The following is a 14,609-nucleotide window of genomic DNA, read 5'->3' as shown; positions in this document are numbered from 1 at the left end:
TGCAGCGCGCGGTGCTCGACGGTGCGGCGTTCTGACGTACCCGCGGCGTACGACGACGCGGTGTCGGCGTATGCCACCCTGCGGCGGGGCGAACCCGGGACGGTGGGAATGTCCACGTGTTCCGCTGTCGGCAGACCGGCCGGCGGGCATGCTGCACCCTGTCAGGATGGCCGCATGGGGCAGAACATGGCGGTGCGGCGGCTCGACTTGGGGTATTTCATCCGGCCGGCGTCGGAAACGGGTGGTGCCGAGCCGCGGGTTGAGCCCGTGCTCGCCTATCTCGTCCGACACGACCAGGGTCTGATCCTCTTCGACACCGGCATCGGCAGCGCGGACCCGGAGACCGAAGGACATTACCGGCCCCGGCGCCGTGCGCTGCAGGACGCCCTGGCGGCGGCCGGAGTCGCCCTGGACGACGTCTCCGTGGTCGTGAACTGCCATTTGCACTTCGACCACTGCGGCGGCAATCCCCTCCTGGGCGGCAAGCCCATCCTGGTCCAGGACGTCGAACTGGCGACCGCCCGCCGGGGCAACTACACCATCGACGAACTCGTCGACTTCCCCGGCGTTTCCTACGAGGAGCTCGCCGGTGAGACCGAGGTCTGGCCAGGCGTCTGGATCATTCCGACGCCGGGGCACACCCCGGGACATCAGTCGCTCGTTCTCCGGCAAGGCGACGGCACCGTGGTCCTTGCCGGCCAGGCACACGACTTCGCCTCCCAGTTCGCGTCGGACCAGTTGGCGCGCGAGGCCGCACTGCATGGCGTGGAACAGCCGCTTCCCAGCTACCGGCACTGGCTGGAGCGGCTCGCCGACTTCGACCCCCGGCGTGTGCTCTTCGCCCACGACTGCTCGGTCTGGGAACCGTGACGCAGGACCTCACGTCTGCCGGGTCCGTCGCCGGCGGCCGCTCGTACCCTTCTCGATGTCCAGCACCTCTCGCATCGGGCGGCGCGGTGTCGCAGGGCCTGGTGGGCCGTATCCGAGGCGCAGCACCATCTGCACATGCCCGGTGCCCGTCACCGGATCGCGCAGGGGCCAGCGCAGGTCGGGCCATTCCAGGGCCTGTGTGACGAACGAGCTGGACAGGCCCTTCAGGGTTGCCAGCAGCAGGACGTGCTCCAACGCCTGGCCGGCGCGCAGCCAGTCCTCCGGGCGATCGCGGGCCGTGCTCAGCAGGGCCAGGTGAGGGTAGTGCTCGAACTCGGCGGCGGTGCGGCCCGTCATCGGCCGGCCGCCGGCGAAGTCGCGCATCGGTGCCTTGCCGCCGAGCTTGCGCGGGCCGAAGGCGTATGCGGGAACTCCTTCGGCGGCCGTGTCCGAGAACGGGATGCCGCTGCGGTTCGTCCAGTGGCCCAGCTCCTCGGCCCTGGCGTGATCGGTGATGTTGCGGGCCTCGGCCTCCTGGACCAGCTCCAGCACCTCGTGCAGATGCCACCCGGTGGGGAACGTGAGTGAGGCGCCCTCGTCGCGCGCTGCGTCTGCCAGGGCAGTCAGCACGGCTTGGGGTATCTCCGTCTCCTCGAACGGATACCGGCTCGTGTGCCGCCTGTGAATGGCCGGGTACAGCGCGCCGAGTTCGCCCCTGCCGCTTCCCAGGGCGGTCAGCTGCACGGAGGCGAGCAGCTCGGTGTCCTGCGGGTCGGGCAGCAGCCGGGTCTCCGGATACCAGCCGGCGTGCACGGCCGCGACACGGAGGTTCATCAGGCCGGCGGCGCAGCCGATGTGGAGGGCGCGGCCGTGGGGGTCGGTGTGCGGTAGGGCGCGCTCCGGGTCCGAGCGCAGACGGAAGGTTCGGCTGTCCCGAGAGTAGCGGAAGTGCCACGGCTGGGCGTTGTGCAGGGACGGTGCGGCGGTGGCGTCGTAGACCAGGGCCGTCACCGACTCCTCGTTGAGCGGTTGTGCCGGCACCGATGCCTCCCCTTCCGGAACCTCTGGGCTCCTGGGCGAGTCCGTCTCAGCTGCCTGTATTCCAGGCTGCCACCGCCGCTCACCCTGGGGAAGCCGCGGACCTGCAGCAGAGAGCCGGGGGACGGCCTGGCGTAGTTCCATGATCGGGTCACGCGACTTCGCGCATGTCACGTTCGGCACGGAGCTGCTGGCTCCGGCTGTGACCCAGGTCGCTCGGGAGAGCGGTGCCTCCGTGGTCGGCATGTGCCTGTTGCCGCCGGGCGAGCACGTACCCCTGGACCGCGCCCGTCTCTACGACACCAAGCAGGAGCTCGCCCACCGCCTGCAGGCCGGTCTGCTACCCCGGGTCCTGCCGTCCATCCCCGGCCTGGACGTGGCCGCCCGCTACCTTCCCGCCACCCGCGGTGTGAACGTCGGCGGCGACTTCTACGACCTCATCCGACTCGACACCGGTACCGCCGCAGCCGCCATCGGCGATGTCCAGGGCCACAACATGAACGCCGCGCCCTCATGGGGCAGGTCCGCACCGCCGTCCACGCCACCGACCGGCGCGTCCCCCGGCGAGGTACTCGCCCGCACCAACCGCCTGCTCACCGACCTCGACCCCGGCCTCTTCACCAGCTGCCTCTACGCCCACCTCGACCTGGCTCGCCACGCCGCCTGCCTGGCGAGCGCCGGCCACCCGCCACCGCTCCTGCGCCACCCCGACGGACACACCGAAGTACTGGACGTGCCGCCCGGCCTCCTGCTCGGCATCGACTCGGCCGCCGACTACCCGGCCACCGAGATCCCCCTGCCGCCCGGCGCCGTGCTGGCCCTGTACACCGACGGCCTCGTCGAAACCCCCGGCACCGACATCGAGGACGCCACCAACGAGCTCGCCGAGCAGCTCGCCCCTGAAGATCTCCGGAGCATGGACACCCTCGCCGACGCCCTCATCGACCACGCCCGCCGGCGCGGACCTCTCGGCGACGACATCGCCCTGCTTCTCGTCCATCCGCAGTCTTCGCCGTGATGCGCCGTCACCAGCCATGTGGTGGTCATGTGGAGCTTTCGCACGCGTTGATCGCCGTCCTGATGTTGCGTTCAGGGCAACCGTGCTGATCACAGGGGTACTTCTGCCAACCTGCGCAGCTACTGCACCTCGGTCCGGACAGCAGCGTGCCCCTGGATCACTGCTGTGACCTGTGACAGGCTCCGGGACGCGGAACGGACAGTACGACGGTCGGTTCGGGTGTTTCTGGAGGAACACGCATGGCAGAACAGGGTCGTTCGCCGCGGAGTCCGGAGCGGGCGTCGGGTCCGGAGGGAGCGTCGGAGGGACTCGGGCGTCGCAGGGTGCTGGCGTATCTGCTGGCCGCCCCCACGCTGGCCGTGGCAGTGCGCCTGGGTGCGGATGCGGCCGGAGCGCAGCCCGCTCAGGCTGCGGTGCCCTCTCCTCCGCAGCCCGAGGAGCTGTTCGACCTCGGAGATATGCAGAACCTGGCGGCGGCGCCCACGTCGGGACTGATTTCGGTCCAGGTGCACACCGACGGAACCGCCTCGCTCGCGGTACCGCGCGCCGAGGTGGGCCAGGGCATGACCACGGCGGTCGCGATGATGGTCGCCGAGGAGTTGGATCTGCCGTTGGACAGGGTCAAGGTCACCCTGGCCGACGCCCGCCCCGAGCTGGTGATGAACCAGCTGACCGCCGGGTCGAACTCGATGCGCAGCATGTACCTGCCCGTGCGCACCGCGGCCGCGGTCGCCCGGCAGCGGCTGGTGGCGACCGCCGCCGAGCAGTGGGGGGTTCCGGCGTCCGAACTGACCACCAAGGACGGTGTGGTCTCGTACGGCACGGCGAAGAGCGCGACATACGGATCGCTCGCGACGGCGGCGGCCGCCACCAAGACGACACCCGTCACCGCACAGCTCAAGCCGCCCTCGCAGTTCACCGTTCTGGGCAAGCCCCACAGGCGTGTCGACGCGCTCGACATCGTGACCGGGCGCAAGAGGTTCGGCATGGACCTCCAGGTCCCTGACGCCAAGCCCACGATGGTGCGCAGACCGCCGACGATCAACGGCACGGTCGTGGCCGTCCACAACGCCGACGCGGTTCAGAACATGCCGGGCATCACCGACGTCGCGACCATCAAGCACGGTGTGGCGGTACGGGGTGAGACGTTCGGGCAGTGCATCGACGCACTACGGGCGCTGGAGGTGACCTGGGGTGCCGGCAGTGTGGACAAGGAGTCCGACGACACCGTCCTGGCGAAGCTCAAGGCCGCGGCGCTCCCCATGACCGTACCGCCGCTGCTGAGCAAGAAGATCGACGCCGAGTTCACCTTCGCGTTCGCCAGCAACAGTCCGCTGGAGCCCGACAACGCGATCGCCGACGTCCGCCCCGACCGCGCCGAGATCTGGGCGAGTCTCAAGTCGCCCATCGTGGCCCAGCAGGAGATCGCCAAGGCGCTCGGGCTGGGCCAGGAGTCCGTCACCGTCCATGTGGTGCCGGGCGGCGGCTCGTTCGGACGCCATCTCTTCCATGACGTGGCCGCGGAGGCCGCCGAGATCTCGCAGAAGATGGGCAAGCCGGTGAAGCTGTCGTGGTCCCGCACCGACAGTTTCCGGCAGGGTCGCACGCATCCGATGTGCGTGTCGCGTGTGCGCGCGACGTACGCGCTCGGCAACGTGCTCAGCTTCGAACAGCGCCACACCAGCTCCAAGACCGACTTCGGGCACGGCCTCGGCGAGATGATCAGCGCGACGGCCGCGCAGCTGCCCGTGGCCGGCAATCTCACCTTCGCCGAGACGATCTTCACGCTGACCCAGTCCTCCCCCTACAACTTCGGGGTCACCACCCAGCTCCTGTCCGAAGTGCCCCTTGAGTTCAACACCGGCAGCATGCGCAACATCTACTCGCCGAACGTGGTGTGCGCTCAGGAACTGGTCGTCGACCAGCTCGCCGCCAAGATGGGCAAGGATCCCGTGGCGTTCCGCCGGGAGTTCCTCAGGGACGAGCGTCTGCGAGCCGTACTGGACAAGGCGGTGGAGGTCGGCGAGTGGGGCAGGGAGCTCCCCGCCGGTGTCGCGCAGGGCATCGGCCTGCACGCCGAGTACCGGGGAGCGGTCGCCTCGCTGGTCGAGATCGACTGCCGGCCCGAGACGGTCGACCGGAAGGTCAGGGACGGGGTGACCGGACCGCGCGTCACCAGGGCGCTGCTGGTCGTCGACGCCGGGTTCGCCATCAACCCCCGCGGTCTCGAGGCCCAGATGATGGGCGGGTTCATCGACGCCATGGCCATGGCGCTCACCTCCAGCCTCCACATCAAGGACGGCATCCCGCTGGAAGGCAGCTGGGACAACTACTTCTACACCCGGCAGTGGAACGCCCCTCTCGATCTGCGCGTCGTCGTCATGCCGCCCACCAGCGACAAGCCGTCCGGTGCGGGCGAGTTGGCGGTCGCGCCCGCGTTCGCCGCGATCGCCTGTGCCTACGCGCGTGCCGTAGGGGCGATGCCGACCAGCTTCCCGATCAACCACAGCACCCTGAGCTTCGAGCCGCTGCCGCTCAAGCCGTCCACGCCGCAGTCCCCCACCGACGGTCTCGACCGCGCCTTCTGAACGGGAGCCCGGAGCCATGCCCACGCACACCTTCAAGCTCAACGGCAAGCAGATCACCGTCGAAGCCGACGACGACGTACGGCTGCTGTGGGTCCTGCGCGACCTGCTCGGCGTCACGGGGCCCAAGTACGGCTGCGGCCTCGGTGTCTGCCAGGCCTGCACATCGCACATCAACGGCAAGGCCTTCAACCCCTGCTCCGTGCCCGTCTCGAAGATCGCCACCGACGACGAGATCACCACGATCGAAGGGCTGCCCACCACCGTCGGCAAGGACCTGCACCCGATGCAGGAAGCCTGGCTGGAGATGGACGTCGCGCAGTGCGGCTACTGCCAGCCCGGCCAGATCATGACCGCCGTCGCCAAGGTCCGCCATGCTGCCGCCGAAGGCCGCGACATCGACGACAGCGACCTCGACGAGATCCGCAACATCTGCCGTTGCGGCACGTACCCCCGCATCCGCGAAGCCATCAAGGCCGGCGCCGAGAACATGTGAGCCGCCCGCCACCCGCAGACCCGGATGGTCAGGCGGCTCGTCCACCGCCGTCGCCGGGCCCACCGCCTCAGCGACGGACGGGCAGCGTCTCTGAATCCCATGGGTTGCACAGGATCAGAGCGTGGAATGCCGCTCCATGCCGCCGATCGTCTTCGTGCCCTGGTGCCGATGGGCAAAGCCGTCGGCCCGCGTGACACGTCCCTCCGGACGCTGGCCGGTCAGGCAGGTACAACACCTGGCCGGGGAGGGTGCCCGACGTCGCCTGGGCGCCGGGCGTGCGCGTCACACCCTGCCACAGCATCACTACGGTTGGCTAATCCAACTGGTGAGCCTGAGCAGGTGGAATCCGTCGCCCGGCCAGTGGCCGAACTCCAGCTCGCCACGGCCCACGGCCAGCCGCAGGCCGCCCCGGCGGACGAACAGCCGGTCGAGGACGACGCTCGTGACCAGGCGTCCGAGCGCGGCGCCGATGCAGTAGTGGGCGCCGCGCCCGAAGGCGAGATGTCCGTCGCCACGCCCGAACTCGCCGCCGACATCGAGGCGTTCAGCGCCCTTCCCGTCGGCGGGGAGACCGGCGAGGCGGCCTCGAGCAACTCGTCCTGTGCGTGGGCCGCTTCGGCCGCGCCGGGGATCCGGGTGCGGTCCCGGATCAGCCGCGGCTCGGCGAGAGCGGCTTTCACATCGGCGTACCGGGTGACGAGCCGCACCGGAGTCTGCAGCCCCGGCAGGACCACGAGCGGCAGCTCGTCGCGGGCACGGAGATCGGAGTAACCGCGGACGGGGTCCTCGACCAGTTCGGGCGTGAGGTGGACGGGGTTCTCGGACGTGGTGGGCTCGCTGCCTGTGAGGTAGCGCATGACCCGAAGCGTGCGGGCGGCCGGCTTCAACCCGGCTTCACACCGGTTTCAGCCCGGCCGACGGTCACGAACCTGCCTCTCTGAGCGCCGAGTCGAGCCAGTCTGCAGACCGTCATGCGTGCCCCGTGGAGGAACCCGGCCACCGCTGTCGAGTGGGGCGGCTAGCCGACGAGTGCCTGGGTGCCGAGCACGGTGAGCAGTGCGAGGCGTTCGGCGTCCTCGGTGCCGGGCTCAGCCGTGTAGATCATGACGCGCAGGTCGCTGCCTTCCACGGTGAGCACGTCGCAGTCCAGCGTCAGGGGGCCCACCTGTGGGTGCTCGATGGTCTTGTGTGCGGCCTCGTGGCGGCCGACGGCGCCGGAATCCCACAGTTCGGCGAAGCGGTCGCTGTTCGCGCGCAGTTCCGCGACCAGCCGCCGCAGCCGCTGGTCGGCCGGGTAGCGGCCTGCGGCCGCACGCAGATCGGCGACCAGCTTGGCCTCGAAGACGCGCAGGGACTCGGGTGTGTGCCGGGCCCGGCTGCCGGGGCCGAGAAACTGCCGCCACACGCCGTTGCGCTGGTTGCCACGCCATCCGGACGGATCGCCCATCAGTGCCGCGTACGGCGGGTTGGCCATGAGCAGGGTCCAGGCCGCGTCGTAGACCGCGACGGGTGTCCCGGTCAGTCGGTCCAGCAGCCGCTGGACGCTGGGGGTGATGTACGCGGGTACGGTTTCCGGGCCCGGCGGTGCCAGCCCGGCCAGTCGGAACAGATGTGCGCGCTCGGTTCCCGACAGCCGCAGTGCCCGGGCCAGCGCTTCGACGACCTGCGCCGACGGGTGGGATGCACGGCCCTGTTCGAGCCGGGTGACGTAGTCGACGGAGATCCCGGCCAGCAGCGCCAGCTCCTCGCGGCGCAGTCCGGCCGCGCGCCGCTGCCCGCCCGCGGGCAGCCCGGCGGCCTCGGGCGAGACCCGGTCGCGCCACCGCCGCACCGCCTGCCCGAATTCCGCCGTCGCCATGCCCACCAGTGTGCACGCCCTCCGACCGGTCTTCCTGGTACCGGCAGTCCCAGGAAGACGGGACGCCTGGCTGACCACATCGCCGGGCCGCAGCCTGGAGGCATGACAGCAACACTGATCACCGGAGCGAACAAGGGCCTCGGGTTCGAGACCGCCCGTCGGCTCATCGCCGCAGGCCACACTGTCTACATCGGCAGCCGGGACGCCGAACGTGGACGCCTCGCCGCAGAGAAGCTGGGGGCGCGCCTGGTCCTCCTCGACGTCACCGACGACGCGTCCGTCGCAGCAGTGGCGAAGGCCATCGAGGACGACGGCGGACTGGACGTGCTGGTCAACAACGCCGGCGTGGAAGGGAGGGGTGACGGCAACAGTGTGATCGGCGCCGCGGAAGTGACCGCCGACATGATGCGCCAGGTGTTCGAGACGAACGTCTTCGGCATGGTGCGCGTCACCCACGCGTTCCTGCCGCTGCTGCAGCGGTCCACCGGCCCGGTCGTGGTCAACGTCAGCAGCGGCCTGGCCTCGATGGCCCGGGTCACCGACCCGGACACACCGGCGTACGCATACCCGGGAGTCGCTTATCCGGCGTCGAAGGCGGCGGTCAACATGATCACCGTGCAGTACGCGAAGGCGTTCCCAAGCATGCGGATCAACGCGGTGGAGCCTGGTTACACCGCGACCGACCTCAACGGGCGCACGGGCACGCAGACGGTCGAAGAGGGCGCCGAGATCATCGTCCGCATGGCGCAGGTGGGCCCCGACGGCCCGACCGGAGGCTACTTCGACGCCGAAGGCGCCATCCCCTGGTAACCCGTCCCCTGCGACGGTCACCGTACTCACCGCCGCGGCCCGGGTTATGGCGGCGGTGAGAGCGGGCGGCCGGCCGGATGTCAGGACGTGGCCGCCGCCCGGCCCGGGTCGTTGGGGTGGGACTCGAGCGGTGTGACGGTGAGGGTCATCCATGGGCGCAGCGGCAGCGTGCCAAGCACCTTCTCGTGGAGCTCGTACTCATCGGCGGCACGCCAGATGCCGATGCTGCGCAGCTCGCCGACCGGGCGCCACAGCCGTGCCAGGTTGCCGGTGGCGGCCAGTTCCCTGGCGCGGACGGCTTCGGCGGCGCGCCGCCGGTCGGCCTCCTCCTGGGTCGTGCCCTCGGGGACGGTGGTGGTGATCTGGACCAGGAACTCTCGCATGATGTTTCTCCAATAGGCGGTGTGCCTCTGGGCCCGGTGCTCCATGAGTCCATCGTCGGCCCGTCAATCAGGCACACGCCACGACCGGCTTCCTCACTGCTGGTAGGCAGAATCTCTCAGCGCCGTAGACGTAGCAGGGCAGGCGTGGAGCTGCGCGGCCGCTAAGGCTGCAGCCCGCTGGCCGGCATGCACCCGCAACCGCGGCGTGCGATGACGTAATCGACGCCCACAGCGGTCTTGGGCAGAGCATTATGCGACGAGATCACCATTACGCTGCATTACATGCCACAACCTCTGCACGACCGCATCGACCGTGCCATCCTGGACCACCTCCAGCGCCACGGGCGGACCCCCAATGTCGACCTTGCCGAGGCCGTGCGGCTGTCGCCCTCGTCCTGCCTGCGGCGCACCAAAGCGCTGGAGGCGGACGGCGTCATCGCGGGCTACCGCGCCGAGCTGGACCGCGAGCGGCTCGGGCTCGGTCTGACGATCTTCCTGTCCCTCAAGGTCGAGCACGCCCCCGCGACCATCGACGTGGTCGAGGCCGCGCTGAAGGCGATACCGCACGTCGCCTCCTGCCATGTGGTGTCCGGCGACGCCGACTTCCTCGTGGAGCTGGCCGTACCCGACCTGCGCACCTTCGAGCGGGTGCTCACCGACGACATCCTGGCCATCGGTCCGGTACGTGACGCCCGCAGCACCTTCTCCATCCGTACCGTCGTCGACCGCGGCCCGCTGTCCCTGGACTCCTGGCCCGGTCCGCGTCCCTGAGAGACCGACGCCCGCACTACTCGGAGTCCGGGGCGGGCAAACACCTCGGGATCGGTACGAGGGGTACTACGGGTGCGACGAACCGACACGTGTCCGGCGCGCACTCACAGCGAACTGAAGGGATTCGACGATATGTCGGACATGATCGAAGGCACGGGGCCCGGACTGCTCGCCCGGGTGCGTGATGGCCGGGGCGCATGACCGGCCGCCCGGTGCACGGCCACGGTGAGGGGCCGGGTGCCGCAGCGGCGCGGCTCACCGGACGCCCGGTGACCGGTGAGCGCCGGCTGTCCGGAACCCTCGCCCAAGTCACCCTCGACGGCGGGCAGATGGTGATGGTCAAGCGCGGTGACGACCCCGGCGCGGTGCAGTCGGAGGCGGCGGGGCTGCGCTGGCTGGGCGACGTCGACACGGTCCGCGTGCCGGCCGTGCACGGCCATGACCGGCACTGGCTGGTGACCGACCGGGTCCTGACCGGTCGGCCGAGCGGTGAGGCAGCGGTCCGGTTCGGCCGCGAACTGGCCGCCCTGCACGCCGCCGGCGCGCCCGCGTTCGGCGCCCCGCCGCCCGGTGGCCCGATCGACGCGTATATCGGGCTCGCCCCGATGCGCAACGGCCCCGGCACGGACTGGCCGCGCTGGTACGCCGAGCACCGGGTGCTGCCCTACCTGCGCCGCGCGGTCGACGACGGCACCATCCGCCACGCCGAAGCAGCCGTGATCGAACGCGTCGCAGACCGGCTGCCCGAGCTGGCGGGCCCTGCCGAGCCGCCCGCCCGGCTGCACGGCGACCTCTGGAACGGCAACGTGCTGTGGGGCGCCGACGGGCACGTCTGGCTGATCGATCCGGCCGCGCACGGCGGACACCGGGAGACCGACCTGGCCATGCTCCATCTCTTCGGCTGCCCCCACCTTGACCAGGTGCTGGACGGCTACCAGGACGCCGCGCCGCTCGACGACGGCTGGGCAGACCGCATCGGGCTGCACCAGCTCTTCCCGCTGCTGGTGCACGCGGTGCTGTTCGGTCGCGGCTACGCCGAACAGGCACTCAGGGTGGCCCGGGCGGCCTTGAGGGGGTGACCGTTATGGGGGGGGCCAGGCCATCCGTCGGCCGGCAAGGACCAAGTGCGGGCGGCTACCAGGCGGGCCTACCAGGTGCGGGCGGCGCTCCGGAGACGGTCGCGGACCCGCACGACGTCGGGGTTGGCGTCGGCGCCCGGCCGCTGGACCAGGAAGAGCGTGTTGAGCGGCGGTTCGTCGGGGTCGTGGAGCAGGACGAGCGCTCCTGAGGCTAAGTGGTCCTGGCAGAGCGAGCGGGGCAGCACGCTGTAGCCGGCACCCGCGGTGACCACCGACGCCACGGCGTACAGATTCGGCACCGTGACCGCGGCGCGGCCGGCCAGCTGCTTGCCGAAGACGCTGCGCCAGTACCTGCGCACGATGGGCAGGTCCTCCGCGCAGGTGACCGGGGTACGTCCCGCACCGCGGCGCAGGGGTCTTCGGCCGCCGGGTGCTCCTCGACGTGCCGCGCCCACTCGGGGGCGGCGACCAGCACGTACTCCTCGTCGGCCAGCGGGAGCGAGGCCGGCGCGCGGCCGCGCGGGCGCCTGGTGGCGATCACGTGTGCTGCACGCCTGGCTGGTGGAGGACCTGCCCGGCGGCCGGGTCCGCATCCTGACCCAGGCGTCCCAGATCGGCCGGCCTGCCGCCGCGCTGGCCAACGGGCGGCCGAACCCGATGCTCAACGGCCACCAGGCCTGGCTCGACGGCCTCGTCCGGTCCGCCGGCGCAGGCAAGTAAGCGCGCACTCTCGGAGCCGCCGCGCCGCTGGGGTACGCCCGACTCCCCCGGCCCGACGTCCGGGCGCGCCCGTCGCCACAGGGCGCACCCGGTCTCGTACCGTCGTACCCGTTGCGCGCAACCTCCACGGCACAGCAGCAACCACCACACAGCACGGATCAGGAAGTCGATGTCATGACCGACCCTCTCACCGTCAGCGTCCTGGGCACCGGAATCATGGGCGCCGCGATGGCCCGCAACCTCGCACGCGCCGGACACACCGTCAGGGCCTGGAACCGCACACGCGACAAGGCCGAGCCGCTGGCCGCCGACGGCGCCGTCGTCGCCGACACCCCCGCCGAGGCGGTGCAGGGCGCCGACGTCGTCCTCACCATGCTCTACGACGGCGCCGCGGTGCTGGAAGTCATGCGGCAGGCAGCGCCCGCCCTCAGCCCTGGGACCGCCTGGGTGCAGTCGACGACGGCGGGCATCGATGCCATCGGGGAGTTGTCCGAACTGGCCGGCGAGCACGGGCTGGTCTTCTTCGACGCGCCGGTACTCGGTACCAAGCAGCCCGCCGAGGCCGGGCAGTTGCTCGTGCTGGCGGCGGGTCCGAGCAAGAGCCGGGATGCAGTGACCCCGGTCTTCGACGCCGTCGGCGCCCGTACGGTGTGGACCGGTGAGGACGGTGCGGCGGGCAGCGCCACGCGCCTCAAGCTCGTGGCCAACAGCTGGGTGATTGCCGCGACCAACGCGACCGGTGAGGTCCTGGCCCTGGCCAAGGCGCTCGGCGTGGACCCGCAGGGCTTCTTCGACGCCATCGCCGGCGGGCCTCTCGACATGGGTTATCTGCGTGTCAAGGCCGGGCTCATCCTCAACGACCAGCTGACACCGGCCAGTTTCGCGGTGTCCACCGCCGCCAAGGACGCCCGCCTGATCGTCGAGGCCGGCCGGCAGAACGGCGTCCGCCTCGATGTCGCCAACGCGGGCGCCGAGCGCCTGGCCCGCGCCGCCGCGCAGGGCCACGGCGACGAGGACATGGCCGCCGCCTACTTCGCCAGCTTCGACGAGGAGACCGACGCCTGACCGCAGGGTTGGGCCACCCCTTCCCTGGCGTGGTCGGGAGCCGAGACGCCCTCATCCGCGCTATGGCAGGGGGCGTTGCGCCAACCCCGTCTGCCACTCGATCACTCGACCACGTCGCGCCGGGACAGGCGTACCTCCTCGATGTCGAGCTGCGTCTGTACCTGGCGCAACACGGTGTCGTCGATGCGGCGCTCGTCGCGGAGTGCGACCACCGTGGCGCGTTTCCGGGCGAGCAGGGCGAGGCGGAGAGCGGTGTAGTCCTCCTTGTGCCGAAGCACCGCCTCGTCGTCGGTATCGGCGTCGGCGCCGTCGGCTCGCAGGACCAGCAGGTGCGTCTCGTACTCGTCGCGCAGCCGGTCGACGACCGCGGGGGCGGCGCCGAGGTCGGCGGCGAGCTGTGGCAGCGCCTTGAGCGCCTCTTCGGTCGCGGTGGCCTCCGCGAGGTGGCGCTCCTCCTCCACGGACGTGTCGCGGGGCAGCCGGGCCGGCGAACCACGCCCGGCAGCAACAGTCCCTGCACGACCAGCGTCACCGCGATGACCCCGGAGGTCACGAAGACGATCGTGTCGCGGCCGGGGAACGGCTCTCCCGAGTCGAGCGCCGGCAGCACCGACAGCGCCACGGCGAGCGACACCGCACCTCGGAAACCGGCCCGCCCCGCGTCATGGCCGCGGGGCGGGCCGCAGCTTGACGAAGAAGATCATCCGCCAGCTGGCCAGGCTCAGGACACCCCCCGCCACTGGCCCGGCCGCGGAGCCCACCGCCCCGCCCAGCGCCCAGATCGAGATCGCCCGCGCCCGCTTGGCCGGGTCGGGGAACGCCTCACGGGCTACCAGTCCATGGAGCTGGAGGGCACCCCCGGCCACCGCTTGATCACGTACTACGCCGAACCCGGCACCCCCGAGTACGACGCGCTGGTCCTGCTCGACATGCTCGCGCCCGAGCCCTCCGCGAACCGGTCCGAGCCGACCGGCGGATCGTCGGAAGCCACGGCGCGAGGGGCTTCGTCGTCTCCGAGCTGACGATCCCCACGACGCCGTCCGCCGACGCCGCTGATCAACGTGCTGATCAACGTCAGGATTCGAGGTCGTCGGCGAAGTGCCGGAACCCGTGCCGATCCTGATGCAGGCCCCACAGCACGTCTGCGAGCACAGCCGGGTCCTTCCTCGGGTGCCCGGGGATGATCTCGCCCGGGATGACGAGCTGCCCGACGTAGACCCCGTCGTCGGCGAGCGTGTCGTGCAGCAGACGGCCGTAGGCGCTCTCGGCGGCGAAGGCGATCGACGTGCCGGCGCGGTCGGGGTGGGGAACCACGGCGGTACCGCCGTTGACGAGAAGGACGGTGCCCCGCCCGAGGGCGCGCATGCCGGGCAGTACCTGCTGCACGGCGGCGACGGGGCCGTACACCGAGAACTCGATCGGGCCCGTGAGATCCGCCGGGGTGATCTCCAGCACCGGCCGCATGAAGTAGTCCCTGTGCGGGACCGGGCTGTACTGCAGGACTTCGATCGGCCCCAGCGCCGCGCTCGCCGCGTCGAGAGCGGCTGCGAGGGCCTTCGGGTCGCGTACGTCGGCGGCGAAACCGCGCGCCGTGATGCCCTCATGGGCCAGCTCGGCGGCGAGGCCGTTCGTCCGCCCGTGATTGCGGGAGATGAGCGCTACGTCGAAGCCCTCGCGGCCGAAACGCCGCGCGGCGGCAGCGCCGAGGCCGGGACCGGCCCCGATGATGGCGATGGTGGTCATGGCTGCCTTGTCCTCCCTGGACGGCCTGGAGTCAGACCGGCGTCGAAGCGTCGATGACGAACCGGTACCGCACGTCGGAGGCGAGGATACGTTCGTACGCCTCCGACGTGGGGATTCGGCCGTCACCTCTGCGGGGCGGGCCTCAGCGTCATGGCAGCCTGCTCGACACGCCC

The 14,609-nt window shown here is 71.0% G+C and carries 17 protein-coding genes and 1 pseudogene; 11 read left to right on the top strand and 7 right to left on the bottom strand.

Annotated features, from left to right (window positions below; all coding sequences use genetic code 11):
• The first annotated feature begins 174 nt into the window (after positions 1 to 174).
• The gene (locus ABT009_RS38645; protein WP_351305889.1) at positions 175 to 870 is read left to right on the top strand and encodes an N-acyl homoserine lactonase family protein; all 696 of its coding nucleotides are present in this window, start codon (positions 175 to 177) and stop codon (positions 868 to 870) included.
• Between the two features lie 9 nt (positions 871 to 879).
• Here ABT009_RS38645 and ABT009_RS38640 read toward each other — a convergent pair whose 3' ends face one another.
• Positions 880 to 1,911, bottom strand: coding sequence for an Acg family FMN-binding oxidoreductase (locus tag ABT009_RS38640; RefSeq protein WP_351305887.1), 1,032 nt, complete (start codon positions 1,909 to 1,911; stop codon positions 880 to 882).
• 139 nt (positions 1,912 to 2,050) lie between these two features.
• Between ABT009_RS38640 and ABT009_RS38635 the strand changes: the two genes are divergently transcribed.
• The 4 genes from ABT009_RS38635 (at position 2,051) to ABT009_RS38620 (ending at position 6,778) form a co-directional block, all read left to right on the top strand.
• Positions 2,051 to 2,926 carry a PP2C family protein-serine/threonine phosphatase gene (locus tag ABT009_RS38635; protein ID WP_351305885.1) on the top strand — a complete coding sequence of 292 codons (876 nt, stop codon included), beginning with the start codon at positions 2,051 to 2,053 and terminating at the stop codon, positions 2,924 to 2,926.
• Between the two features lie 239 nt (positions 2,927 to 3,165).
• Positions 3,166 to 5,514: a xanthine dehydrogenase family protein molybdopterin-binding subunit gene (locus ABT009_RS38630; protein WP_351305883.1), complete on the top strand. Its 2,349-nt coding sequence runs from the start codon at positions 3,166 to 3,168 to the stop codon at positions 5,512 to 5,514.
• Between the two features lie 16 nt (positions 5,515 to 5,530).
• Positions 5,531 to 6,007: a (2Fe-2S)-binding protein gene (locus ABT009_RS38625; RefSeq protein WP_351305881.1), complete on the top strand. Its 477-nt coding sequence runs from the start codon at positions 5,531 to 5,533 to the stop codon at positions 6,005 to 6,007.
• 339 nt (positions 6,008 to 6,346) lie between these two features.
• Positions 6,347 to 6,778, top strand: a complete 432-nt coding sequence (locus tag ABT009_RS38620; RefSeq protein ID WP_351305880.1) for a hypothetical protein — start codon at positions 6,347 to 6,349, stop codon at positions 6,776 to 6,778.
• Between the two features lie 247 nt (positions 6,779 to 7,025).
• Here ABT009_RS38620 and ABT009_RS38615 read toward each other — a convergent pair whose 3' ends face one another.
• Complete coding sequence (locus tag ABT009_RS38615) at positions 7,026 to 7,865, bottom strand: helix-turn-helix transcriptional regulator (protein ID WP_351305878.1); 840 nt, start codon at positions 7,863 to 7,865, stop codon at positions 7,026 to 7,028.
• Between the two features lie 102 nt (positions 7,866 to 7,967).
• Here ABT009_RS38615 and ABT009_RS38610 point away from each other — a divergent pair, with 102 nt between their 5' ends.
• A complete protein-coding gene (locus ABT009_RS38610) occupies positions 7,968 to 8,675 on the top strand; it encodes an SDR family NAD(P)-dependent oxidoreductase (protein ID WP_351305877.1) in 708 nt (235 codons plus the stop codon).
• 80 nt (positions 8,676 to 8,755) lie between these two features.
• Here the strand turns inward: ABT009_RS38610 and ABT009_RS38605 are convergent, their stop codons facing one another.
• Positions 8,756 to 9,058 carry a muconolactone Delta-isomerase family protein gene (locus tag ABT009_RS38605; protein WP_351305875.1) on the bottom strand — a complete coding sequence of 101 codons (303 nt, stop codon included), beginning with the start codon at positions 9,056 to 9,058 and terminating at the stop codon, positions 8,756 to 8,758.
• Between the two features lie 282 nt (positions 9,059 to 9,340).
• On the opposite strand from ABT009_RS38605, the gene ABT009_RS38600 reads away from it, so the two are divergent.
• Positions 9,341 to 9,829: an Lrp/AsnC family transcriptional regulator gene (locus ABT009_RS38600; RefSeq protein ID WP_351305873.1), complete on the top strand. Its 489-nt coding sequence runs from the start codon at positions 9,341 to 9,343 to the stop codon at positions 9,827 to 9,829.
• Between the two features lie 197 nt (positions 9,830 to 10,026).
• Positions 10,027 to 10,908, top strand: coding sequence for a fructosamine kinase family protein (locus tag ABT009_RS38595; RefSeq protein WP_351305871.1), 882 nt, complete (start codon positions 10,027 to 10,029; stop codon positions 10,906 to 10,908).
• Between the two features lie 68 nt (positions 10,909 to 10,976).
• On the opposite strand, the pseudogene ABT009_RS38590 reads toward ABT009_RS38595, so the two are convergent.
• Positions 10,977 to 11,449 (bottom strand): annotated as a pseudogene (locus tag ABT009_RS38590) (substrate-binding domain-containing protein); the annotation flags it as partial.
• 2 nt (positions 11,450 to 11,451) lie between these two features.
• On the opposite strand from ABT009_RS38590, the gene ABT009_RS38585 reads away from it, so the two are divergent.
• A complete protein-coding gene (locus tag ABT009_RS38585; protein WP_351305868.1) occupies positions 11,452 to 11,628 on the top strand; it encodes an SRPBCC family protein in 177 nt (58 codons plus the stop codon).
• Between the two features lie 174 nt (positions 11,629 to 11,802).
• Complete coding sequence (locus ABT009_RS38580; RefSeq protein ID WP_351305866.1) at positions 11,803 to 12,693, top strand: NAD(P)-dependent oxidoreductase; 891 nt, start codon at positions 11,803 to 11,805, stop codon at positions 12,691 to 12,693.
• A 101-nt stretch (positions 12,694 to 12,794) separates the two neighbouring features.
• On the opposite strand, the gene ABT009_RS38575 is transcribed toward ABT009_RS38580, so the two are convergent.
• On the bottom strand, positions 12,795 to 13,154 hold the full coding sequence (locus tag ABT009_RS38575; RefSeq protein WP_351305864.1) for a hypothetical protein: 360 nt from the start codon (positions 13,152 to 13,154) through the stop codon (positions 12,795 to 12,797).
• A 201-nt stretch (positions 13,155 to 13,355) separates the two neighbouring features.
• A complete protein-coding gene (locus ABT009_RS38570) occupies positions 13,356 to 13,559 on the bottom strand; it encodes an MFS transporter (RefSeq protein ID WP_351305862.1) in 204 nt (67 codons plus the stop codon).
• A 3-nt stretch (positions 13,560 to 13,562) separates the two neighbouring features.
• Between ABT009_RS38570 and ABT009_RS38565 the strand changes: the two genes are divergently transcribed.
• Positions 13,563 to 13,715: a hypothetical protein gene (locus ABT009_RS38565; protein WP_351305860.1), complete on the top strand. Its 153-nt coding sequence runs from the start codon at positions 13,563 to 13,565 to the stop codon at positions 13,713 to 13,715.
• Between the two features lie 52 nt (positions 13,716 to 13,767).
• Here the strand turns inward: ABT009_RS38565 and ABT009_RS38560 are convergent, their stop codons facing one another.
• The gene (locus ABT009_RS38560) at positions 13,768 to 14,436 is read right to left on the bottom strand and encodes an SDR family NAD(P)-dependent oxidoreductase (protein ID WP_351305858.1); all 669 of its coding nucleotides are present in this window, start codon (positions 14,434 to 14,436) and stop codon (positions 13,768 to 13,770) included.
• Positions 14,437 to 14,609 lie beyond the last annotated feature (173 nt).

The sequence above is a fragment of the Streptomyces sp. NPDC002896 genome (assembly GCF_040295225.1).
Taxonomy (GTDB): Bacteria; Actinomycetota; Actinomycetes; order Streptomycetales; family Streptomycetaceae; genus Streptomyces.
This window is presented reverse-complemented; position numbering and strand designations above follow the sequence as displayed.